Source organism: Erythrobacter sp. SG61-1L (assembly GCF_001305965.1).
Lineage (GTDB): Bacteria > Pseudomonadota > Alphaproteobacteria > Sphingomonadales > Sphingomonadaceae > Andeanibacterium.
In genome coordinates, this window is record NZ_JXQC01000003.1 from 3,549,235 (window position 1) to 3,571,987 (window position 22,753).

At 63.4% G+C, this 22,753-nt stretch carries 21 protein-coding genes and 1 tRNA gene; 11 read left to right on the top strand and 11 right to left on the bottom strand.

Going from position 1 to position 22,753, the window contains the following annotated elements; all coding sequences use genetic code 11:
- Positions 1-24 precede the first annotated feature (24 nt).
- The gene (locus tag SZ64_RS17380; RefSeq protein WP_054532356.1) at positions 25-351 is read left to right on the top strand and encodes a DUF2218 domain-containing protein; all 327 of its coding nucleotides are present in this window, start codon (positions 25-27) and stop codon (positions 349-351) included.
- A gap of 199 nt (positions 352-550) precedes the next feature.
- On the opposite strand, the gene SZ64_RS17385 is transcribed toward SZ64_RS17380, so the two are convergent.
- Genes SZ64_RS17385 through typA form a run of 3 tightly spaced genes read right to left on the bottom strand, consistent with a single transcriptional unit; the run spans position 551 to position 4,676 of the window.
- Positions 551-1,705, bottom strand: a complete 1,155-nt coding sequence (locus tag SZ64_RS17385) for a glycosyltransferase family 1 protein (RefSeq protein WP_054531958.1) — start codon at positions 1,703-1,705, stop codon at positions 551-553.
- Between the two features lie 56 nt (positions 1,706-1,761).
- On the bottom strand, positions 1,762-2,805 hold the full coding sequence (locus tag SZ64_RS17390; protein ID WP_054531959.1) for a DUF4424 family protein: 1,044 nt from the start codon (positions 2,803-2,805) through the stop codon (positions 1,762-1,764).
- A 41-nt stretch (positions 2,806-2,846) separates the two neighbouring features.
- Positions 2,847-4,676, bottom strand: coding sequence for a translational GTPase TypA (gene typA, locus SZ64_RS17395; RefSeq protein WP_054531960.1), 1,830 nt, complete (start codon positions 4,674-4,676; stop codon positions 2,847-2,849).
- A 391-nt stretch (positions 4,677-5,067) separates the two neighbouring features.
- Here typA and SZ64_RS17400 point away from each other — a divergent pair, with 391 nt between their 5' ends.
- The 3 genes from SZ64_RS17400 (at position 5,068) to SZ64_RS17410 (ending at position 8,859) form a co-directional block, all read left to right on the top strand.
- Positions 5,068-7,746, top strand: a complete 2,679-nt coding sequence (locus SZ64_RS17400; protein WP_054531961.1) for a TonB-dependent receptor — start codon at positions 5,068-5,070, stop codon at positions 7,744-7,746.
- 115 nt (positions 7,747-7,861) lie between these two features.
- Entirely contained in the window at positions 7,862-8,260 is a 399-nt protein-coding gene (locus SZ64_RS17405) for a DUF805 domain-containing protein (protein WP_199797093.1), read from the top strand.
- Positions 8,261-8,370: 110 nt separating this feature from the next.
- Positions 8,371-8,859: a DUF805 domain-containing protein gene (locus tag SZ64_RS17410; protein WP_054531962.1), complete on the top strand. Its 489-nt coding sequence runs from the start codon at positions 8,371-8,373 to the stop codon at positions 8,857-8,859.
- On the opposite strand, the gene SZ64_RS17415 is transcribed toward SZ64_RS17410, so the two are convergent.
- Positions 8,856-11,390: an FtsX-like permease family protein gene (locus SZ64_RS17415; protein WP_054531963.1), complete on the bottom strand. Its 2,535-nt coding sequence runs from the start codon at positions 11,388-11,390 to the stop codon at positions 8,856-8,858. The genes SZ64_RS17410 and SZ64_RS17415 overlap by 4 nt on opposite strands.
- A complete protein-coding gene (locus tag SZ64_RS17420) occupies positions 11,390-12,088 on the bottom strand; it encodes an ATP-binding cassette domain-containing protein (protein ID WP_054531964.1) in 699 nt (232 codons plus the stop codon). The genes SZ64_RS17415 and SZ64_RS17420 overlap by 1 nt, the downstream gene beginning before the upstream one ends.
- A gap of 59 nt (positions 12,089-12,147) precedes the next feature.
- On the opposite strand from SZ64_RS17420, the gene SZ64_RS17425 reads away from it, so the two are divergent.
- Positions 12,148-12,873, top strand: a complete 726-nt coding sequence (locus SZ64_RS17425) for an arylesterase (RefSeq protein ID WP_054531965.1) — start codon at positions 12,148-12,150, stop codon at positions 12,871-12,873.
- Positions 12,874-13,068: 195 nt separating this feature from the next.
- Positions 13,069-13,800 carry a hypothetical protein gene (locus SZ64_RS17430; protein ID WP_156313678.1) on the top strand — a complete coding sequence of 244 codons (732 nt, stop codon included), beginning with the start codon at positions 13,069-13,071 and terminating at the stop codon, positions 13,798-13,800.
- Positions 13,801-13,888: 88 nt separating this feature from the next.
- Here SZ64_RS17430 and SZ64_RS17435 read toward each other — a convergent pair whose 3' ends face one another.
- The 3 genes from SZ64_RS17435 to SZ64_RS17445 form a co-directional block, all read right to left on the bottom strand.
- A complete protein-coding gene (locus SZ64_RS17435) occupies positions 13,889-15,754 on the bottom strand; it encodes an ABC-F family ATP-binding cassette domain-containing protein (protein ID WP_054531967.1) in 1,866 nt (621 codons plus the stop codon).
- A gap of 126 nt (positions 15,755-15,880) precedes the next feature.
- A complete protein-coding gene (locus SZ64_RS17440) occupies positions 15,881-16,492 on the bottom strand; it encodes a hypothetical protein (protein ID WP_054531968.1) in 612 nt (203 codons plus the stop codon).
- 175 nt (positions 16,493-16,667) lie between these two features.
- A complete protein-coding gene (locus SZ64_RS17445) occupies positions 16,668-18,035 on the bottom strand; it encodes an Hsp70 family protein (RefSeq protein ID WP_054531969.1) in 1,368 nt (455 codons plus the stop codon).
- Between the two features lie 157 nt (positions 18,036-18,192).
- Here SZ64_RS17445 and SZ64_RS17450 point away from each other — a divergent pair, with 157 nt between their 5' ends.
- Positions 18,193-18,966, top strand: a complete 774-nt coding sequence (locus tag SZ64_RS17450) for a DUF2189 domain-containing protein (RefSeq protein ID WP_054531970.1) — start codon at positions 18,193-18,195, stop codon at positions 18,964-18,966.
- Here SZ64_RS17450 and recF read toward each other — a convergent pair.
- Positions 18,963-20,048 carry a DNA replication/repair protein RecF gene (gene recF, locus SZ64_RS17455; RefSeq protein WP_054531971.1) on the bottom strand — a complete coding sequence of 362 codons (1,086 nt, stop codon included), beginning with the start codon at positions 20,046-20,048 and terminating at the stop codon, positions 18,963-18,965. The two genes, SZ64_RS17450 and recF, sit on opposite strands and share 4 nt — an antisense overlap.
- A gap of 44 nt (positions 20,049-20,092) precedes the next feature.
- On the opposite strand from recF, the gene SZ64_RS17460 reads away from it, so the two are divergent.
- Genes SZ64_RS17460 through SZ64_RS17465 form a run of 3 tightly spaced genes read left to right on the top strand, consistent with a single transcriptional unit; the run spans position 20,093 to position 20,629 of the window.
- Positions 20,093-20,278, top strand: coding sequence for a hypothetical protein (locus tag SZ64_RS17460; protein ID WP_054531972.1), 186 nt, complete (start codon positions 20,093-20,095; stop codon positions 20,276-20,278).
- Between the two features lie 16 nt (positions 20,279-20,294).
- Positions 20,295-20,420: a hypothetical protein gene (locus SZ64_RS19055; protein ID WP_277813745.1), complete on the top strand. Its 126-nt coding sequence runs from the start codon at positions 20,295-20,297 to the stop codon at positions 20,418-20,420.
- Positions 20,421-20,422: 2 nt separating this feature from the next.
- Complete coding sequence (locus tag SZ64_RS17465) at positions 20,423-20,629, top strand: PspC domain-containing protein (RefSeq protein ID WP_054531973.1); 207 nt, start codon at positions 20,423-20,425, stop codon at positions 20,627-20,629.
- A 27-nt stretch (positions 20,630-20,656) separates the two neighbouring features.
- Here the strand turns inward: SZ64_RS17465 and SZ64_RS17470 are convergent, their stop codons facing one another.
- Complete coding sequence (locus SZ64_RS17470) at positions 20,657-21,394, bottom strand: queuosine precursor transporter (protein ID WP_054531974.1); 738 nt, start codon at positions 21,392-21,394, stop codon at positions 20,657-20,659.
- 90 nt (positions 21,395-21,484) lie between these two features.
- Here SZ64_RS17470 and SZ64_RS17475 point away from each other — a divergent pair.
- Positions 21,485-21,561, top strand: a tRNA-Arg gene (locus SZ64_RS17475).
- Positions 21,562-21,645: 84 nt separating this feature from the next.
- On the opposite strand, the gene SZ64_RS17480 is transcribed toward SZ64_RS17475, so the two are convergent.
- The gene (locus SZ64_RS17480; protein WP_241773079.1) at positions 21,646-22,719 is read right to left on the bottom strand and encodes a choice-of-anchor A family protein; all 1,074 of its coding nucleotides are present in this window, start codon (positions 22,717-22,719) and stop codon (positions 21,646-21,648) included.
- Positions 22,720-22,753 lie beyond the last annotated feature (34 nt).

Consider the following 22,753-nt stretch of genomic DNA (forward strand, 5'->3'; position numbering starts at 1 on the left):
CCGGTGCAAGCCATGGAGATACTCATGAGTTCAACCGCCACCACCACGGCCATCGTCCCGACCGCCAGCGGCAGCCGCTATCTGCAGCAATTGTGCAAGCACTGGTCCCACAGTCTGGAAGTGGAATTCACGCCCGAACACGGCACGATTCGCTTCCCGGCTGAAGGCCGCGCGGGCACGTTCCCCGGCGATGCGCTGGTGACGATGGACGCCCATGCGGACAGTCTGGAAGTGCGGATCGACGCCAGCGTGGACCAGCAGCGGGACGTGATGAAAGGCGTCGTTTCCAGCCATCTGGACCGCTTCGCCCATCGCGAGGCGCCCTTGCCGTTCGACTGGCGGGATGGATGAAGTCTCCGGCGGCCTGCTAACAACCTCCGTTCATCCTGAGCCTGTCGAAGGACACGGGTGATGGTAATTCCGGGCGCACCGAAACTCCCGCTTGAGCGGGAAGCTTGGCATAACTGCGTGCTGGGCAAAGGTCAGCGCGTGTCCTTCGACAGGCTCAGGACGAACGGACGTGGCTTGGCAGAGGTAGCGCGGGGGGCGCTTACTTTCCCGCCGCGCGCTGCCCGATCAGGCGGATATAGGTATCGGCCACGGCCTGATTGATCCGGTCCCAGTCGAAATCGAGGCTGCGTGCCTCGCCCGCTGCACCGTGCTGCGCGCGCAGGCCTGCGTCTTCGACATAGGCCTGCACCGCATCGGCATAGGCGGGAATATCGCCCGGCTTAATCAGGCGACCGGTTGTGCCATCGGCCACCAGCACATCGCTGCCCGTTGCGCGCGCGGCCACTACCGGCAGGCGGCAGGCCATGGCTTCCAGCGTGACATTGCCGAAGGTCTCGGTGATTGAAGGGTTGAACAGCATGTCCATGCTGGCAACCGCCCGGCCCAGATCCGCGCCCGCCTGAAAGCCCGCGAAGCAGGCATCGGGCACGCGTTCGGCAAACCAGCCGCGCGCCGGGCCTTCGCCCACCACCAGCACCTTGTGCTTCACGCCGCGCCGGGCAAGTTCGGTTACGGTGTCGGCAAAGACATCCAGCCCCTTTTCCATCACCAGACGGCCAAGGAAGCCTACGGCCACTTCGTCATCCGCGATGCCGAAGGACTGGCGCCATTCAAGGTCGCGCACGCCGGGGTTGAAGATCGTGCGATCCACCCCGCGTGACCAGATGCCGATATCGCCGTTCATCCGCTGCTCGTGCAGCACGTCCACCATGCTCTGCGAGGGGGCGACCAGCGCATCGCAGCGCCGATAGAGCTTGCGCAGCCAGTTCTCCACCGTGGGTTCGAGAAAGCCGAGCTTGTAATAACGCGGATAGGTTTCGAACCGGGTGTGGACCGATGCGAGCACGGGGATGTCCCTGTCCCGCGCCCATTTGGCCGCCTGACGGCAGGCAAAATCCGGCGCGGAAATATGCACGACATTGGGGGCGAAGGCCGCAAGGTCTTCCCGGTTCTGGCGCGAAAGGCCGGTGGCCACGCGATATTCGCTGCGGCCGGGAATGGCGAAGGATGCCACGCCCACCAGATCGCCTGTGGGCGGGAAGTCCGGCTTGTCCACCACCGGGGAATAGACGCGCACGGCCGCGCCCTGACGCAACAGATAGCCCACCAGACGGTTCAGTGCCTGGTTCGCGCCATCGCGCACCATATTGTAGTTGCCGCTGAACAGGGCGATGCGAAGCTGGGAAGTGTCCATTCTGGCCGGGCTTTAGGGGTGGCTCCGCCGTCTCGCAACGGCGCCGCCAGTCTTGTTCACTCTTCGGGATCGTACCACTGGACGATCAATATTTCGAGATCGTGATCCGGCTCGTATCCCGTCTTGCGCACCTCGAAGCGAGTGGGCGAGATCTTTTGCACCCCGTCCATGCAGAAGCTCACCAGATTGTCGGGCCTGCCCTTGTCCACCACCAGCCGGAAATCCCCGATGGGTCCGCGCCAGTTGGCGCCGCTGGACAGGACATAACCGATCCAGGTTTCGCCATAGCCGTGATATTCATCGCCTGCCTTCGCCTCTTCGGTGCGCTGGCGCTTTTTTACGCCTGCCAGAAAGGCCGCATCGGTGCAGTAATGCTGCCGGTAATAGGCCTTCTGGTCCGCCCATTGCGGATCGTCGATCTGGTGGAGCAACCCGCCCACCGATCCGCCGACGATCGGGGTGTATCGGTGGGAGACACTGACCGTGGCATGGGCGGGGAAAGTCTGCTCGCGGGTGATGTGCCACTGCACCTGCCAGGCGGGGCCGTAATCATTGCCGCCCCAGCCTTCTTCCTTCACCAGCAGGCCCAGCGCCGCCAGCCGTTCCGCCTCGGTTTCGGGCAGGGCGGCGATCCGTTCGACGAAATCGTAATCCTGATACCATTCCAGCGGGAAGCCTGCGCCTTCCACCAGTGCAGTCACGTCCTTGCCGTTCGCTACCGCGCGCACCACAGTCTGCCACTCGGCAGGCTTGCCATCAATCGTGGTTGAGAAGCCCAGCCTGTTCCAGTCGGGCCAGCTGCCATATTCCACCCAGTCCTGCCCCTGTTCGGGCAATGCGGGCAGGGGGAAACTGATCAGGATGGTCTGCGGATCGTCGGAATGGTTGGTGTAGCTATAGTCCACCCGCACTTCATCGGCGGAAATGAACAGATCTTCCCGGTCCATGCTGATGGTATCGCTGGCCTTCAGCACCAGCCCGCCTACGGCCCATTCCGCTTCGGAATCATTGGCAAGGGCAGGGAGGGGCAGCAGCGAAAAGCAAACGGCCGCAGCGGCGAGAAGCCGTGCGGCCGGAAGCTGGGAAAGAAGGCGCGGCATAAGCGGATGATGCCCGTGCCGGGCGGCAGGGCAAGCGGATTTTATGCCGCTTCCTTGCGCTTTGCCTTCTTGCGTTCGTTCGGATCGAGGATCGCCTTGCGCAGGCGGATGGACTTGGGCGTCACTTCCACCATTTCGTCGTCGTCGATATAGGCGATGGCCTGTTCCAGCGTCATTACCCGCGGCGGGGTGAGGCGGATCGCATCGTCCTTGCCGGTCGAACGGAAGTTGGTCAGCTGCTTCGACTTCATCGGATTGACTTCAAGGTCATCCGGCTTGGCATTTTCGCCGATCAGCATGCCTTCGTAGATCTTTTCCTGCGGGCTCACGAAAAGGATGCCGCGTTCTTCGAGGCTGTTGAGCGCATAGCCCACGGCCTCGCCGGTGCAGTTGGAGATCAATACGCCGTTCTGGCGGCCTTCGATCTTGCCCTTGTAGGGGGCATATTTCTCAAACAGGCGGTTCATGATGCCGGTGCCGCGCGTGTCCGAAAGGAACTCGCCGTGGTAACCGATCAGGCCGCGCGACGGGGCGGAGAAAGTGATGCGGGTCTTGCCGAGCCCCGAGGGGCGCATGTCGGTAAGCTCTGCCTTGCGGCGCTGCATCTTTTCCACGACCGTGCCGGAGAATTCATCGTCCACGTCGATCACAACGGTTTCGTAAGGCTCGGTGCGGTTGCCCGCCTCGTCCTCGCCGAAGATCACGCGCGGGCGCGAAATGCCCAGTTCGAAGCCTTCGCGGCGCATGGTTTCGATCACCACGCCCAGCTGCAGTTCGCCGCGGCCCGCCACTTCGAAGCTGTCCTTGTCGGCGCTTTCGGTGACGCGGATGGCGACATTGGTTTCCGCTTCGCGCATCAGGCGGTCGCGGATCATGCGGCTGGTGACCTTGTCGCCTTCGCGGCCAGCCAGCGGGCTGTCATTGACCGAGAAGCGCATCGCCAGGGTCGGCGGATCGATCGGCTGGGCCTTGATCGGCTCCGAAACCTGCGGGTCGGCGATGGTGTTGGCAACGGTGGCCTTTTCCAGACCTGCCAGCGCGATGATGTCACCGGCGCGGGCTTCATCCACCGGCACGCGGTCGAGGCCACGGAAGGTGAGCACCTTGGTGGCACGGCCCACTTCGATCACCTTGCCGTCCATGTCGATGGCGCGGATCGGGTCGTTGACCTTCAGCGTGCCCGACTGGACGCGACCGGTCAGCACGCGGCCCATGAAGTTGTCACGGTCGAGCAGGGTTGCGAGGAACGAGAACGGCGCGTCGACGTCGAGGTTCGGCGCGGGGACGTGCTCCACGATCTTCTCGAACAGCGGGGTCAGCGTGCCGTCGCGCGCGTCCGGATCGTAGCTGGCGTAACCGTTGCGGCCCGAAGCATAGAGGACAGGGAAGTCGAGCTGCTCGTCGCTGGCGTCGAGGCTGACGAAGAGGTCGAACACTTCATCCAGCACTTCGGCATGGCGGCCGTCGGGACGGTCGATCTTGTTGACGACGACGATCGGCTTGAGGCCGAGGCCGAGCGCCTTGCCGGTGACGAACTTCGTCTGCGGCATCGCGCCTTCCGAGCTGTCGACCAGGAGAATCACACCGTCGACCATCGAGAGGATGCGTTCCACTTCGGCGCCGAAGTCGGCGTGGCCGGGCGTGTCGACAATGTTGATGCGGTGATCGTTCCACTCGATCGAGGTCGGCTTCGCAAGGATGGTGATCCCGCGTTCCTTTTCCAGATCGTTGGAATCCATCGCGCGTTCTTCCACGCGCTGATTGTCGCGGAAGGTGCCGGATTGGCGGAATAGCTGGTCAACCAGGGTGGTCTTGCCATGGTCAACGTGGGCAATGATTGCGATATTACGCAGGGCGTCTTGGCCGGGCATCGGTCAGGCTCTTCTGGGTTTGCAGGTTGTCTGAAGGCTTCGGACACAATTCGCCCGGGCGCCGCGCCCCTATACACAATGCTGCATTGCGGCAAGTATAAACGGTGGAAAAGGGCGATTGTGTCATATCGAGGCACGCCGCTGTCGGGCGCGCGTCATGCTACACCAAAGTCTGTCGATCCCGCATCGGAAGGCACCATGCCGTAGCGGCAGGCTGACGCGGTGTTACCGCCGTGCAACGCGCGGTTACGTGTGAAACCGGTCTACCTATTGGAGATTGTGTGAACCTGCCAGTAACCTTATGATCGCTAAAGGAGTCCGGGCTTTGTCGGCAATCCTCGTTAAAGAAGGCGCTGCGGCAGGGTCTGGGGATGGAGAGATGGAGCCTCACATGACAATCACCGTTTCTGGTCGTGCCACAGCCATACGCGCGACCCTTCTGCTTGGTGCTGCCGGCCTTGCTCTGGCGGTCCCCTCCGTAGCTTTCGCTCAGGCTGAGGAAGAACTCGCCCAGCCTGCGGAAGACGAACCCGGTTCCGGCAATGAAATTCTGGTCACCGCGACCAAGCGCGAACAGACGCTGCAGGACGTTCCCGTCGCCGTTACGGTAGCTACCGGCGAGGCGCTGGAACGCGCGCAGATCCGCGATCTGAAGGATCTGCAGACCCTCGTGCCGTCGCTGCGCGTGACCCAGCTGCAAAGCTCCGCCAACACCAACTTCATCATTCGCGGTTTCGGCAACGGGGCGAACAATGCCGGTATCGAACCTTCGGTGGGCGTGTTCATTGACGGCGTCTATCGCAGTCGCACCGCCTCGCAGGTAAACGACCTGCCCAACGTCTCCCGCATCGAAGTGCTGCGCGGGCCGCAATCGACCCTGTTCGGCAAGAACGCTTCTGCGGGCGTCATCTCGATCGTGACGGAAGAGCCGCAGTTCGATCTCGGCGGCTCGGTCGAGGCGGGTTACGGCAATTACAACGCCGTGGTGCTCAAGGGTTACGTCACCGGCCCGCTGTCGGAGAACGTGGCGGCCAGCATCGCGGGCGGCTGGTCCGGCCGTGACGGCTACAACAAGGATCTCGGCACCGGGGACCGGACCAATGAACGTAACCGCTGGTTCGTTCGCGGCCAGTTGCTAATCGAGCCTTCGACCGACTTCAAGGCGCGGATCATCGCCGATTACGACAGTATCGACGAGAATTGCTGCGGCGTGATCAACCTCAAGCGCGCGCCCTCGCCGGGGGCGACCGACGTGATCGACGCGCTGGGCGATCTGCCCGATGCGAACCATCCTTTCGCCAATGTCGTTTACAACAATTACAACTCCACCAACGACATCAAGAACTGGGGCGTTTCGGCCCAGCTCGATTACAATGTCGGCCCGATGACGCTGACCTCCATCACGGCGTTCCGTAACAATCAGGCTGTGACCGCGCAGGATGCGGACTTCTCCAGCGCGGATCTGATCTATCCGCTGGCGGCGGACATCAACCTCGACACTTTCACGCAGGAACTGCGCATGACGGCGGAAATCGCCGACAAGGCCAGCATCCTGCTGGGCGCCTTCTACATCAAGGAGAAGGTGGACCAGACCGGCGAGCTGAAGTGGGGCAGCCAGGCCCGCGCCTATGCCAATGCGCTGATCAGCAGCCTTTCCGGCGGCAGCCAGAACATCGCCACGCTTGAGGGGACACTGGGCACGCTGGAAGGCGATCCGTCCAAATATACCAACAAGTTCTTCGCCTATCAGACCGGCAATGACGAGACCTTCACGCTGGACAGCGAGGCGATCTCGATCTTCGGCCAGATCGATTACGAAGTCGTGCCGGGCCTGACGCTGACCGTGGGCGGCAATTATACGAAGGACGTGAAGGACTACACGGCCAACATCGTCGGTTCGGATGCCTTCTCCACCGTCGATCTGGTGGCTGACGGCAATACGGCGATCTATGCGCAGGCACTGGCCACCACCATTGGCGGCCCGATGTTCCTCAATCTCAACCGCCCGGCCACGCAGGAGGAAATCGGCCTGTTCGCACAGGGCAATCCGCTGGCGTTCGGCCTGGCTTCGGATGGCGCCCATGCCTATGCCGATGCCAACGATACCGATCCGGCAGTGAACTCGCTGCTGGCGCTCAAGCCGCTGCAGTACCTGCCGCCCTTCCTCAACGTGCCGAATTCGGTGGAAGATGGCCACGTTTCGGATGACGATTTCACTTACACCATCCGGCTTGCCTATGATGTGAGCCCGGAAGTGAACATCTATGCAAGCTATGCCACCGGCTTCAAGGCGGCATCGGTCAACCTGTCGCGCGACAGCCGGCCGCTTGCCTCGGATGCGGCGGCGCTGGGTTCGGCCGGCCTGCTCAAGGTCAACCAGACCTACGGCACCCGTTATGCCGATCCCGAAAAGTCGACCGTCTACGAGTTCGGCCTGAAGGGGAACTGGGGCGTCGGCTCGGCCAACGTCGCCGTGTTCAAGCAGGAGATCCAGGGTTTCCAGTCGAACATCTTCACCGGCACCGGCTTCGCGCTGGCCAATGCGGGCAAGCAATCCACCTTCGGCGTCGAATTCGAAGGCATGGTGGAACCGACTGACGGGCTGACCTTCAATCTGGGCGTCACCTATCTCGATCCGAAATATGACGACTTCAAGTTTTCCGCAGTAGGCGACCTTACCGGCACAAAGCCGGCCGGTATCCCCGAATGGACCGTGGTGCTTGGCGGGCAGTATGAAATCGACATGGGCAATGGCGATGCGCTGTTCCTGAACGCTTCGTATCACCATGAATCCGAAGTGCAGATCGTGGAAGGCCTGCCGGGCTATATCGCCGGCGGACAGGCTGCGGCGATTGCGGCGGCGGCCCAGTTCACTCGCACGGTGGACGATGTTTCGGCTTCGATCACCTATGCGATGGATTCCGGCCTGGAATTCTCGCTGTGGGGCCGCAACCTGCTCGACGATCGCTATCTGCAGCAGGTGTTCGACTCAGTGGCTCAGCCGCTCTCGATCTCGGGCTATACCAACCAGCCGCGTACCTGGGGCGGTTCGGTGCGTTTCAAGTGGTAAGCACAACTACCTGAACCGATTGGGAAAGGGGGCCGAGTGCCCCCTTTTTCTTGCCCGCAAGCCCAGCCTGTGGTGGTCTCCCGCGAAACGATTCGGGGGGATCGGCGTGTATTGGATGTTCTTGCCGTTCCGGCGCTATTTCGACTTTTCCGGCCGTTCGCGCCGGCTGGAATACTGGCTGTTCCTGCTGTTCAACCTGTTCGTTGCCGTGTTGGTGACAATGTTGGGGATTGAAATCGAGGAAAATTCCGCGCCGGGCAAAAGCGGGGGCATGGATTTCGGCTCGAAGCTGTTGCTGGCCTATGCGCTGGGAATATCCTGCCCCGTCCTGGCACTGCAGGTACGCCGCCTTCACGATCTGGAGAAATCAGGCTGGTATGTGTTGCTCGGGCTCATCCCATATATCGGGGGGCCGGCCCTGGCATACTTATTGGCGCAGAAGGGCACGCCGGGCGAGAATGCCTATGGCCCGGACCCACTGAGGCCAGAAACCGACATTTCCGACTTCCTGTGAAGCGGAATAACCGGCGGAGCCAGTCGCATCCGCTTCCATCACGGCAAACGTGCAACAGCCGGGCCGTTACCACACCCCCGCCGGACGGGCGGGAATTGGGGGAATTGACGATGAATTGGATGTTCTTGCCGTTTAAGCGGTATTTCGACTTTTCCGGCCGTTCGCGCCGGAAGGAATTCTGGATGTTCACATTGCTGAACGTCATTCTGGCCTGCGTGCTGGCGGGCCCGTTCTATGTGCAGATGTTCAGCGCCATTTTCACCAGTGCCCAAATGGCGGGGCAGGGTGTCGAATATGATGAAAGCGTGATGGCGGCATCGATGCTGTCCAGCCCGGTCCTGATCGCCATGGTCGGAATTTACGGCATCTATGCGCTGTTCGCGCTGATTCCGTCCATCGCCGTGACCGTTCGCCGCCTGCATGATCGCAACATGTCCGGCTGGTGGTATCTGGGCTTCATCTTGCTTTCGTTGATCCCTTTCGTGGGCTTCCTCGTCACGATCGCCTTTCTGGTGATCCTGTGCCTTGACGGCACTGCAGGCCCCAATCGCTTCGGGCCGGACCCCAAGGGCCGCACCGATGTGGGCGTTTTCGCCTAAAGCTCTCTGAGTGCCTGGGCGGGGCGTGCCCGCAGCAGCGGAAGCGACCCGCCCAGTGCAAATCCCAATACCAGCGCAAGGCCCGCGCCCAGCACGGCCAGAATGCGCGGCCAGTCCGGCAGCCAGTCGAATTCGAACAGCTGGACGATCACCAGCCAGGCAAGCCCACTGCCCAGCACCAGCGCCACACCTGCCAGTACCAGAGCCAGCAGGCCATATTCGGCAAGTTGCAGCAGCAGCAGCTGTTTGCGGCTGGCGCCCAGCACGCGCAGGATCACATTGTCGTAAAGGCGGCTGGCGCGGGCGGCGGCGATGGCGCCCAACAGGACGGCCAGCCCTGCCAGCACGGCCACGGAAGCGGCGGCAAGGATGGCTGCGCCCACCTGGCTCAATATCGCTCGCGCTTCGCCCAGCACCTGCCCCACTTCGATCACCGAGCTTGAGGGGAAGGTGCGGACCATCTGTCGCAGCAGCGGGCCGGTCGCGGCACCGTCGGGCAGGTCGATTGTGGCGGCCAGATTATGCGGCGCATCGGCAATGGCATTGGGGCTGAACACCAGCACATAATTGAAGCCCATCGAATCCCAGTCGATCCGCCGGAAGCTCGCAATGCGGGCGCTGCGTTCCACTCCCAACAGGCCGACCGTGATGTAATCGCCGATCTTCAGGCCAAGCACCTGCGCCAGTTCCTCGTCGATGGAAACCAGCGGCTCGCCTGAATAATCCTTCGGCCACCATTTGCCTGCGGTCACCGTATTGCCTTCGGGCACGCCGTCCGAATAGGTCAGGCCGCGTTCGCCGCGCAGGGGCCATGCGCCTTCGGGGATTTCGTCCAGATCGGCCACGCGGATCGTCTTGCCCTTCGGGCCATAGGCCAGGATCTTGCCGCGCAGGGTAGGCACGCTGCGGATTTCCGCCTTGGGGCTGTCCTTGCGGACCAGGTCCTCGAACTCGCCGATCCGGGCGCGCGGAATGTCGAGCACGAAATAATCGGGCGCCATCTGCGGCACGCTGCGCTGGATATTGGCATCCAGGCTGGTCTGCACGCCGGCCAGCAGCACGAAGGCAGACAGGCCGAAGCCCAGCGCCGTCACCAGCGCGCCCGTTTGCGCACCGGGCCGGTGGAGATTGGCCAGCGCATTGCGCAGCAGCGGGTTGCGCGGGCGCGGCGCGCGTTCAGCCGCGCGGCGGATGGCCCAGCCTAGCAGGGCCAGTATGGCCAGCAGCCCGGCAGCCCCGCCCATGAATATGGCGCTTAGGCCCGGTTGCGGCGTGCCGATCAGGGCCAGTGCGGCAATCGCCACCAGCCCGCCGCCCACCGGTAGCAGCAACCCACGCCATTCGCGAGCCAGCGGCATCACGCGCTCGCGCATCAGGGCCATGGCTGGGAAGCGCCGAGCCTTTTCCAGTGGTGGGGCGGCGAAGATCAGCGCCACCAGCAGGCCGAAGCCCGCGGCGCGCGCCAGTGCGGCAAGGTCGATCACCAGCCCGGTCTGCACCGGCAGCAGCGAACCCAGTGCCCAGCTGAGCAATGGAGTGATGGCAATGCCCGCGATCAGGCCAGCCAGCGCGCCCGCCAGCGCGGCTGCGCCCAGTTGCAGGGCATAGATACGCGCAATGTCTCCGCTGGTCGCGCCAAGGATTTTCAGCGTGGCGATGCCGGTCCGCCGGGCCTGAAGGTAAGAGGATACTCCGCCGCCGATCCCGATCCCTGCGATCACCAAGGCGGCCAGCCCCACCAGCACCAGAAACTGGCCCATGCGCGAAACGAAGCGGTCTGCCCCCGGGGAGGCATTGTCGGAATTGCGGAATTCGAAACCGGCGGAAGGGAACAGTTCCCCGATCTTCCTGGATACGCCTTCGGCATCGTATCTGCCCCCAAAGGCGATGCGGTACTTGCCCTGATACATCGCGCCCGGCGCGACGAGGCCGGCCTCTTCCGGCAGATCGAATGGCACGATCACCGTTGGGCCAAGGGCGAAGCCTTCGCTCAGCCGGTCCGGCTCTTCCCCGATGATGCCGCCCACTTTCAGCACCTGCGTGCCCAGCCGGAAACTGTCGCCGGGGCCAACCCCCAGCCGCTCGGCCGCGCCTTGTGCCAGCCATGCCTGCCCTTCGGGCGGCGCACCGGCCTTCGTGCCATCCTTCAGCGTGAAGCTGCCGAACATCGGCCATTCGCTGTCCACGGCCTTCAGTTCGATGGGTGCGGCCATGTCTCCCGCGCTGGCGGTGGCCTGCATTCTTAGCCCGCCGGATACGCGGCCATAGCCGTTCAGCACCATCAGTTCCCTGACGGTGGGTGCGCGCTGCCACAGGCTGACTTCCAGATCGCCGCCAAGGATTTCCTTGCCCCGGCTTTTCAGCTCGCCCTCGATTGCGCCGGTCAGGGATCCGATGGCAGCCAGCGCGCCTACGCCCAGAAACAGGCAGACCAGCAGCAGGCGCAGCCCGCGAAACCGGCGGTGAAGATCGCGCCGGGCAATGGCCCAGGCAGTGGCCCAGGGCAGGGAAGTGGATGCGGCGCGGGTCATTATGCGGCCGTGTCGCTCACGATCCGGCCGTCACCCAGAGTGACCACCCGGTCGCAGCGTTCGGCCAGCGCGGGATCATGAGTGATGATCACCAGCGTGGCGCCGGTTTCGGCGCGGCGGGCGAACAACAGTTCCACAATGTCCCGGCCGGTTGCGCCGTCCAGATTGCCGGTCGGCTCGTCCGCAAAGATCAGGGTGGGGCGCGGGGCAGTGGCGCGGGCAATGGCCACGCGCTGCTGCTCGCCGCCGGAAAGCTGGGCGGGGTAATGCGTCAGGCGGTGGCCGAGGCCCACTGCCTCAAGCTCCGCGGCGGCGCGCGGCCATGCGTCTGCCTCTCCGGCCAGTTCCATCGGCGTGGCGACGTTTTCCTGCGCACTCATGGTGGGCAACAGGTGGAAGGCCTGCAGGACGATGCCGATGCGGCCCCGGCGCGCGGCGGCCAGCGCATCCTCGTCCATCGCGGCGAAATCCTGCCCGGCAACCGAAAGGCTGCCGCCGCCTGCGCGCTCCAGCCCGGAAAGGACCGACATCAGCGAGCTTTTGCCCGAACCGGAAGGGCCGAGCAGGGCCACGGTCTCCCCCGCATTCACGGTAAGGTCGATACCCTTCAGGATCTGCACGGCCGCCTCCCCCTCGCCAAGGGTGAGGGTAAGATTGCGGGCGGCAATTGCGGGCTGGCTTTGATCGGGGCTTGTCACGGCCCAGCGATGGCATAGGGATCGCTGCCAGAGCAAGTGTACCCATGGGAGTTTGGCCGATGCGCCAATGGTGTTTGTCGATTGCCCTGGCCGTTGGCCTGTCCCTCGGCCTTTCAGCATGCGGCGGCAGCGCGCCCGATCCGGCGCCGAGCGAAACGGTCGCCGCGCCCGAAAACGTGCCGGTCATGGGGCCGGAACGCCCGATCCTCGCCTTTGGAGACAGCCTGTTTGCCGGCTATAATGTCGAGCAGGCGGAAGCCTATCCGGCCAAGCTGGAGCTGGCCCTGCGCGCGCAGGGGATCAATGCGAAGGTGGCCAATGCGGGCGTCTCCGGCGATACCAGCGCGGCGGCGGCCCAGCGCTTCCTCTTCACCCTCGACAACCAGCCCGTCCCGCCCCAGCTCGTGATCGTGGAACTGGGCGGCAACGATCTGCTGCGCGGCCTCAGTCCAAGGGAAACACGCGCAAATATCGCAAGCATCCTGAAGGAACTGAATGCCCGCAAAATCCCGGCCCTGCTGATGGGAATGCGCGCTCCGCCCAATCTCGGCGCGGATTTCCAGCGCGATTTCGATGCCATCTATCCCGCGCTCGCGAAGGAATATGGCGCCGCGCTGGTGCCGTTCTTCCTTGAGGCGGTCTATGACAAGCCGGACCTGTTGCAGGACGACAAGATCCATCCCACCGCGCGCGGGATCGAGGAACTGGTCGCTGCCACTTCGGCCGATGTGGCGAAGGCGTTGCCTGAGGCCAGAGGCGACAGTCTCGCTGCGCCACCAAAGTGAGGGATCGGCGATAAATATCATGTCCTAAAGGGCAACTGGATGACCGAAAGGACAGGTCGAATGAAAGGCCGTCCGGATTATCTTCCTCTCGTGGCTAGATCAAAAAGTCAGATGAGAGGAAAGATGATGGCTTTGCTCAAACATTCGCTTGCTGCTGGTATCGCTATATTTGCGACCGTCGCTGCTTCGCCGGCCTTGGCTCATACCAAGGCTGGTCAGTTCTCGCTCGGGGTTGATGGGGGCATGGATTTTGCCATCGATGGCACGATGCATGGCGGCGAAAATGTCGATATTGCCGATCTTGGTATCCTCAACCCCGCATTGTCCGGCATTCCGGCGGAATTGCAGATCGGCGAGCGCAGCCAGCGGGACGTTTATGACGATGCCTGGGGGATCGGCGCCGAGCTTGCTTATGGCCTGAGCGACAGCTCCGAATTGTTCGGTTCGGTCCGTTATCTCGAAGCGCAGGGCAACAAGATCAATGTCGGTCAGGCAGCGGCTGGCGCTCCGGTAAATGCCAGCTTGCCAGTGTTTGGCGATTTTTCCGATTATAAGGCGCTCTCGGTGGAACTTGGCTTCCGCCAGTACCTGATGCCGGACAGCGGAATTTCGCCGTATATTGCCGGCCGGTTGGGCGTGGCCCGCCTTTCGGAGATTTCGTCTACCTTCACGGTTCCCGACGCCGGCATCACGCTGACCGACACGCCCTTCTCGGATTCGTCATGGGTGTTTTCGGCGGGCGCCGATCTTGGCTTGTCGATCAAGGTAAACGAAGGTTTCTTCCTGCAGCCTGAGGTAGGCTTGCATTACGCCGACGGCGCATCTGGCGATGACAGCGCGCTGGGTGGGCTTGGCCTGTCTTCGATCAACGATTCCGGTTCGCGCCTGTCGGTCCCGGTTCGGTTGAGGGCCAAATTCGCGTTCTGATCTTTCCCCGGTCAGCTCTGACTCCCTCAGGCTGATTGAGAAGGGCCTCGCCGTTCCCCCCCTTTTGCGGCGAGGCCCATTTTCGTTTCTAGCCGGCGCCTTCCAGCTGCTCGCCCAGTGCGAGCCATTCAATTTCCAGTCGCTCCAGTTCGTCGGAAACCTGCGCCCGCTGCGTCAGAAGTTCGGTCATGGTCTTGCCCGCAAGCTGGGCGGAGGAATTGGCGGGTTCGTACATCGCCCGGTCGATCTCGGTGCAATGCGCCTGCAATTTGGCGATGGATTTTTCGACGCGGGTGATTTCCGATTTGATGTAGCGGGCCTGCGCCTGCGATTTGCCGGATGGCTTGGCCGGAGCCTTTGCACCCTTGGCGCCGCCATCCTTCTTCGGCTGGTTCCGGCCCAGCACGAAGTCGATATAATCCTCCATGCTGCCGGAATAATCCTTCGCCGTCCCGTCATCGACTAGCACCAGGCGGTCGGCCGTCAGCTCGACCATGTGGCGATCGTGGCTGATCAGGATCACCGCGCCGGAATAGTCGTTCAGCGCCTGCACCAGTGCCTCGCGCGCATCCACGTCAAGGTGGTTGGTTGGCTCGTCCAGGATGAGCATATGCGGTGCATCGCGGGTGATCAGCGCCAGCGCCAGCCTTGCGCGCTCGCCGCCCGAAAGCTGGCCCACCAGTGTGGTCGCGCGATTGCCGGAAAAGCCGAACCGCCCCAGCTGTGCACGCACGGCGGCGGGGGAGTGGCCCTCCATCGCGCGGGTCATATGTTCCAGCGGCGTCGCGTCGGTGGCCAGTTCTTCCACCTGATACTGTGTGAAATAGCCGACCTTCATCCGGCCGGATGCGTGCATGGCCCCTTCCATCGGCGTCAATTGGGCCGCCAGCAGGCGGGCGAGGGTTGTCTTGCCGTTGCCGTTGCGGCCTAGCAGGGCGATCCGCTCATCCGGGTCGATCCGCAGGTTCAGGCGGCGCAGCACCGGCTTTTCCTCGGTATAACCCACCGAGGCGAGATCCAGCGAGATCAGGGGCGGTCGCAATTCGCCCGGATCGGGGAAATCGAAGCTCAGCGAAGGATCGTCGATCAGTGCGGCGATAGGCTGCATCTTCGCCAGCATCTTGGCGCGGGACTGCGCCTGCTTGGCCGTGGAAGCACGCGCGCTGTTACGGGCGACGTAATCCTGCAGGCGTGCGCGTTGGGCGTCCTGCGATGCCTTGGCGGCGGCGAGCTGCGCGGCCCGCTCCGCCCGCTGGCGCTCGAAACTGTCATAGCCGCCGGGATAGAGCGTCAGCTTGCCGCCTTGCAGGTGCAGGATATGGTCCACCACATTGTTGAGCAGGTCACGCTCGTGGCTGATCACCACCAGCGTGGCCGGATAGGACTTGAGGAAGTTCTCCAGCCACAGCGTGGCTTCCAGATCGAGGTGGTTCGAAGGTTCGTCCAGCAGCAGCACGTCAGGCTGGGAAAACAGCAGCGCAGCCAGCGCGACGCGCATTTTCCAGCCGCCAGAAAAGCTGTCCAGCGGGCGGGACTGCATTTCCTCGTCAAAGCCGAGGCCGATGAGGATGCGGGCCGCGCGCGAGGGCGCGCTATAGGCGTCGATCGCCAGCAGGCGGTCATGAATGTCGCCCAGGCGGTGCGGATCGGTGCAGGTCTCGGATTCTTCCAGCAACTGCGCCCGCTCGACATCGGCGGCAAGCACGGCCTGTTCCGGCGTGATCGTGCCGCTCGGCGCTTCCTGCGCGATGTAGCCCAGCCGCGTGCGGCGGGGCATCTCGATCTCGCCCTCGTCAGGGTCGAGCGCGCCGATCATCGCTTTCATAAGCGTCGATTTGCCGGCCCCGTTGCGGCCGATCAGCCCGACCCGTCCACCGGGCGGAATCGCAGCGCTCGCGCGGTCAAGGATGGTCCGGCCGCCAAGCCGCACGGTAACGCCATTAATTGTCAGCATGGGCGCGCTCTAGCAGCACATGTCGGCCAGCCCAAGCCGCGATCTGCCGGGTTGCCGACCGAAAGCGATGCGCCGGTTCGAACCAGCAGGGGAATTCTCCTGCAGCCAGAACCGGCGCGCGCCGGACTATTGTGTGACCTTGGCAATCGGTTCCTTGGTGAAGACGTTCACCACCTGCCCGACAGGCATGACCGCAGACCGGCCAGTGATGATCATTGATCCCAGCAATGCACCGGCCGTATTGCCACGGCCTTCCTGACGATGGGAGCCGCGCAGGGCGAAGTCCCGCCCGTTCACGCGAACCCGCTCAAACGTCAGTTCGAACTTCGCGGATTTGCCGACAATGCCCTTGCCCGTGCGCCAGGTGACTGTGGCAGTGACCGGCGAGCCGCGGGGGATGATGACGACGCCGTCCTGAACGACGTCTTCAACAACCAGAAATTCGCGTGTGGTGCCTTCCTTCATCTTCTTGGAAGTGATTTCTTCGGCTGGCGTAACCAGAACCAGCGTGTTCACCGGCAGCACGATCTGCTTGCGGGTGGAGGCGACCGGCGCTGGAACGAACATTTCCGCAGGCTGGCTTGGTGCTGCTGCAGGTTCAGGCGGGGTCGGCGCGTCTTCCCTGGATGAGTCCTGCGTTGGCGCAGGAACCAGAACCCCGGGCGTGTCTGCCGCCATGGCATTGGTTGAAGCCAGTATTCCCGCCAGGCCGGCGGTTGCGATCCCGATATATTTCATAGAGCCCCCGTCTTCATGTGAAGGGCGGCAGATTAGGTGATCCGGGTTAACGGTGGATAGCGGAAATGCTTGAGATTGGCTTGCCAAGTAGTTTCCCGGAGTGCGTCATAGTCTCGCGGAATGGCGCCATAGTTTTGGCTGAATGCGGGCTGCGGCAGTGCCTGCTTCGCGGCGATCACTCGCCGTCCGGCGCCACCCAGTCAGACAGGTCCGGATCCTGTGCCATCAGGGCAAGGCCGTGTGCGATGGAGGTCAGTTCGTTGCCGGTGGCGATCCGTTCTTCGCCAAAGCGCGTTTCGAACAGGCGGCGCACGGCGGGGATGAGAAAGCGCGTTTCGAACAGGCGGCGCACGGCGGGGATGAGGGAGGAGCCGCCCGTCAGGAAAACATGGTCGATCTGTTCCGCAGCCAGCCCGGCGTTGGCAAGCGCTTGGTCCACCGTCTCGCCGATCCGGTGCAAGTCTGGTTCGATCCAGCTTTCGAAATCCGCGCGGCTCACTTCTGCGTCGATGGTCAGGCCGGGGCCTTCGAAGTGGAAATGCCCGTGGGTCTGGCTGGAAAGCGCGCGCTTGAGGTGTCCCACGGTGTCGTAAAGGGCATATCCCAGTTCGTTCTCGATCACGGCGATCATGCGCCCGATTGCGGCAGGATCGGTGGCATTGAGCTTCAATCGGGCGAGTTCGGCCATGGTCTTGCGGTTGCGCATCAGGGCGAGGCGTGACCAGTCGCCGAAATCGGTGAAATATCCGGCGGGAATCTCCACTGCCTTGTCGAAGGAACGGTAAGTGCCGCCTTTGCCCAGCCGAGGCAGAACCAGGCGATCCATGATCCGGTAATCGAACCTGTCGCCCGCTATGCCGATACCTGCCGAGCCAAGCGGCGTGCAACGCCGGGGCGAGCCGGGGGCTTCGACCCGAACGATCGAAAAGTCGCTGGTGCCGCCGCCGAAATCCGCCACCAGCAGGGTTGCCGGATCAGACAGGCCGGATGCAAAGCCATAGGCGGCCCCCAGCGGTTCGTAGACATAGTGGACCGAGCGGCCCAGCATGGCGAACATCGCATCGTACCGGGTGCGCGCAAGGGCCGTGTCCGGGCGGTTGCCGACATAGCGCACGGGGCGCCCGATCACGATGCAATCGGGCAGGTCCGCCAAAGCAATGCCCCCATGGGCCAACAGGTGGGTGAGGAAGATCTGTCCCAGCTCCTCGAAACGCAGGCGTTTTTCGAACAGACTGGCGTGTTCGAACAAGGGGTTGGCCGCCATGGATTTGAAGGACTGGATAAACCGGCTGCCCTGCGGAAAATCGAGGAATTCTGCGATGGCCCACGGCCCCGCCTCATGGCCCAGAGCGCCGCGAATGCCCTCTTCCTCCCAGAAGCACAGGGCGGATCGGAATACCGACCCGGGCCCGTTGGGCGCGGCAAACTCCACGAGGCTGGCCTGCCCGTCCTGCCCGGCGCAGGCGATGACGGAATTGGTGGTACCGAAGTCGATCCCGACTGCACTGGCCGTTGTGCGCTTGGCTGGAGCGGAGTTCGGCATGGCGGGAGGACTCACTCTGGGGGCAGGGCGGGCGCCTATGGCAGCGCATTCTGTCTGTCGCAACCGTCACGACCGGCGGATCGCGGCCGAGCTTGCCCTGCCATCGCGGGTAAGGCACCATCGCGCCAGACTTCCGTCGACAGGGGGCGTAAAGAGGATGGGCGAACAGGTTCAGATCGTGCCGGTGAAAGTCGCGGGCGATCTTCGGATGGGGGATCTTGCGGCGGCTCTGGCTGCGGGGTGGCGGGACTTCGCCGCCTGCCCGGCCTTCGGGCTGTTTTTTTCGGCGATCTATGTTGCGGCGGGGCTGTTTCTTTATTTCGCGCTGTTTTCATGGGGGCAGATCGGCTGGCTGGTTCCGGCGTCCGCGGGCTTCCCGCTGCTGGCGCCTTTCATCGCCGTGGGCCTTTATGAAGTGAGCCGCAGGCGGGAGGCGGGCCTGCCGATGAGCTGGGGTGCGGTGCTGGGTGCCCTGCGTGGTCGGGGTGACGAGCAGGTGTTGATGATGGGTGGCTTCGTCTTTGTCGGCTTCACCTTCTGGATCATCCTTGCCCATGGCATCTTCGCGATCTTCCTTGCGGAATCGGGCCTCGGTTCTGAATCGCTGGAGATATTCCGCACCGGCGCAGGCATGATGATGCTGGTGGTGGGCGGTGCGGTTGGGGCGCTGATGGCGCTTGCCTTCTATTCGATCACGGTGATGAGCCTGCCGATGCTGGTTGACCGGGAAGTGGACTTCCTCACCGCGATCATCGTCAGCCTAGCCGCTATGCGTGCCAATGGCTTCGTGCTGGTGGTATGGGCCGTGCTGATGTCGGTTGCGCTGTTCGTTTCGATGCTGCCGATGTTCTTGGGGATGTTGATCGTGTTGCCGGTGCTGGGCCATGCGACCTGGCACCTTTATCGCCGCGTCGTGCCCTTGGCTGCCTAGATCCGCTCTACACCGCCGGCTGCGACGCGCCAGCGCGCGGCCTCCACGCGGATTTCGGCAAAGGGCGTCAGTTCGGTACCGGTCAGCCAGACCTGCGCCTTGCCGGCGCGCAGCCGCTCGAACAGGGCGGCGCGGCGCACGGGGTCAAGATGGGCGGCCACTTCGTCCAGCAACAGCAGGCTTGGCCGCTCCCCGGCGGCAAGTCCGGCATGGGCAAGCGTGATGGCAATCAGCATCGCCTTTTGTTCCCCGGTGGAGCACAGCGCGGCGGGTTGGCCCTTGCCAGCCATGGTAACTTCCAGCTCGTCGCGTTGCGGGCCGGTGAGGGTGCGCTGGGCGGCGCGGTCCCGGCGGCGGCCCGCGGCAAGCGCTTCGGCCAGCGCGGCTGCATCCAGCGGGCCGCCGGGAACATAGGCCAGTACCGGGCGGGCGAACGGCTCTTCGGGCAGCAGAGCGAGCTCGGCGCCAAGCCTTGCGACCAGGGTGGCCCGCCCACGAGCGAGCGCGGCCCCGGCATCAGCAAGCTGTGCCTCCACAGCGTCCAGCCAGCGCGGATCGGGATCGTGTGGGCCGGACAGCAGCCGGTTACGCTCTCGCAGGGCGGCCTCGTGCCGTGCGGCAAGGCGCGCATGGCCGGGATTGAGCGCGAGTGCGAGCCGGTCCATATAGCGCCGCCTTGCGCCAGCGCTGTCGGCGAACAGCCGGTCCATTGCAGGGGTGAGCCAGGTCATCGCCAGCCATTCGCCAAGGCTCACCGCGCTGGCCGGGGCGCTGTTGATCTGGACAAGGCGGCGGCCCGGCTGACCAGCCTCGGTGCCGGTGCCCAACGTCACTGCCTCCGCATCGCCGGGCTGAGTCAGCCGCGCGCTGACGGTAAAGCCGCCCGGTCCGCCGCTTGCTGCCATGTCCGAAAGGGCCGCCCGCCGCAGGCCACGGCCGGGCGCGAAAAGGGAGATCGCCTCCAGCACATTCGTCTTGCCTGCGCCGTTCTCGCCCACGAGCAGGTTGAAGTGCCCGGTGCCGTCGATTGTGCTGGCCCGGTGGTTGCGAAAGGCGGCAAGTGTGATGCGGTCGAGCGCCATCGGCAGCGGCGATAGACCGGCAATGGCAGGCAGGCCAATGGAAAATGAGCCTGTCGGATTTCTCGATCCTGAAAGTTGGTGAAATTTCCCAACTCATGGTGTTTGGGTTGGGGTTGCGAGCGCGGCCAAGCCTGCCGGATCGCGCGAAAGCCTTGGAAATCCACCATTTCCTCAAATTGGCACGCCTCCTGCAATCACTGGCGCATCGGCGGGATGGGCCGCCGGATTGATTGAGGGAATTTTGAAATGCAGAACATGACTTCTACTTCCAGCCGGATCGCCGCGGGCGTATCGGCCTTCGCGCTTTCGGTCTTCCTGATCGCTGCCAGCTTCGTACCGCAGGGTGCGTTCATTCCGGGGATCGTGGCGTGAGCATGCTCGACAGCAAGAGCGGTGGATCGTCCGTGAAGGCGTTCCATCTTGATCGGGCGAATGCCAAGCTGATGGGCGTCTGCGGCGGGATCGGCAATTATGCGGGGATCGACGCCACGCTGGTGCGTATCGGCTTCGCCGCCGCAACCCTGCTGGGCTTTGGCGCGCCGGTGCTGATTTATCTCGCAATCGGGATCATTGCAGACTGACGGGGGGCATGCGTGCCCCCCACAGCATCAGGAATTCTTCGCGAAGGGCGAAAAGTCGGTGTCGCTGTCATAAACATCCACACCTTCGCGCCGCTTGAGGAAGCCCACCACCGCATAGGTCACGGGCGTAAGGGCAGCCTCCCACGCGGTCTTGATCAGCCATTGAGACAGCACGACCTGTATCAGCTGTTCGGGCGGCCAGCCGGCCAGACCGTAAAAGGCCAGCGGATAGAAGATCAGGCTGTCCAGCCCTTGTCCGACCACAGTGGAGCCAATGGTGCGCACCCACAGGAACCGGCCGCCGGTGATCAGTTTGAGCTTGGCCAGCACGAAGCTGTTGGCGAATTCGCCCGCCCAAAATGCGAACATTGAGGCGGCAACGATCCGCCAGCTGTTGCCGAACACGAATTCATAGGCTTCCTGGCCCGGCCAGCCATCGGCCGGGGGCAGGGCGACCACCACTGCCGCCATGAAGGCCATGAAAATGAGCGCGGCAAAGCCGGTCCAGATTACGCGCCTGGCATTGGCATAGCCGTAAACTTCGGTCAGCACGTCGCCAATGATGTAACTCACGGGGAAGAACAGCACTCCTGCGCCAAACGACCATTCCATGCCGCCCGGCAAAGTGACATAGCTGGGCTTGGACGCGCCGATCAGGTTCGACAGCAGCAGGATGGCGACGAAGGCGGCCATCAGATAGTCGAGATAGCGGAAATGCCTGCGCCCGCCCGCTTGGCCTTCGATGCGTCTGGTGTGTTCGCTCATGCAGCATTGCTAACCTGAAAACACCGCCGGGCATAGATACCCAAAAAGGCGTTCCCACCGGGGGGCGCCATGTTCTATGGGCACCACCACGCGCCCGTAGTTCAACTGGATAGAGCACGAGCCTTCTAAGCTTGGAGTTGCAGGTTCGAGTCCTGCCGGGCGCGCCAAAAAGGGGGCACCTCCGCCGTGGAGGTGCCCCTTTTTGTTGCGTTGAATCAGGTGGCGGCCGGTCCTGTCCTGCCGATGCAGCCTCAGGCTGCCTTCACCCGCCGCCTGCGCCAAAAGAACAGTGCGGCGAGGCCTGCCGCGAAGAGGGCCAGCATTCCCGGTTCCGGCACTTCGGTGCCGCCGGAGGAAGATCCGCCCGACGACGATCCGCCGGAACTGCTCGATGAAGGCGGTTCGTATTGATAGCCGCCATTATAAGTGCCCACATGCATCTCGCCATCCTGGGTGAGGCTGCCGAAGACGGCCGAGCCCTGAATGTAATTATAGGTGTGGGCATCCGCCTTGGGCGCCAGCACCGAGCCGCCGAAGGCAGTGGTCAGGGTGAGGTTCTCGGCGTCCGGGAAGTTCCAGATGACGTTTTCGCCCAGATTGTTCGTTCCGCCGAGAAAGTTGTCATTCAGCGTGATGTTCGTGCCGCTGACGTTCACGATGGCGGTTTGTGCGCCGTTAAGGTCGAACTGGATCTCGCCGATGGCGTCGAGATCGGCTGAGCTGATATTGAACACGGCCACGCCGTCCGCATCGGGCTGGGCAGTGAACACGCCCTTGTTCCCCTGGATCGAGAAATCGCTGTTCGGAGAAAGCGTGCTCAGATCGTAGGAGAGGTTGGTCACGCTGGTGGCGATCAGGCTCTTGTCCTGTTGCAGGTTCTGGGTGAATGCCGGGTCGGATGCTGAAAGGCCCGAAGTCACGGTGTTCTGATTGACATTCGTGTTGCTGATCGTGCCGCCGACCTGAACCGTCTGGGTCGCGCCATTGAGATTGAACCCGCTGTTGACGTTGCCGCCAACGATCGCGCCGGAGCCGTTGTTGAGGTTCTTCGTTCCGCCATTGACGTCACCAACCACGGTCAGGCCGGGCGTGCCGTTGGTCGAGGCAGGAATGGTCGAGATATTGTAATTCGAGGAATTGCCGGAAAGATCGCCGCCCACGAAAGTGCGCCCTTCCACTTCGGAGGAAGAGACGAGATCGCCCAGCACCACAAGGTTCCATTCGCTCAGGATGTCCGTGCCGGTGGGCGTGGATGCGAAGGCGGGAATGGACACGGCAAACGCCGCAGCGCCGGCGAGGAGGAACAGTCTGGATCTGGTGGACACGGGGATTCTCTGTGCAATTTCAACGGGGGGACTC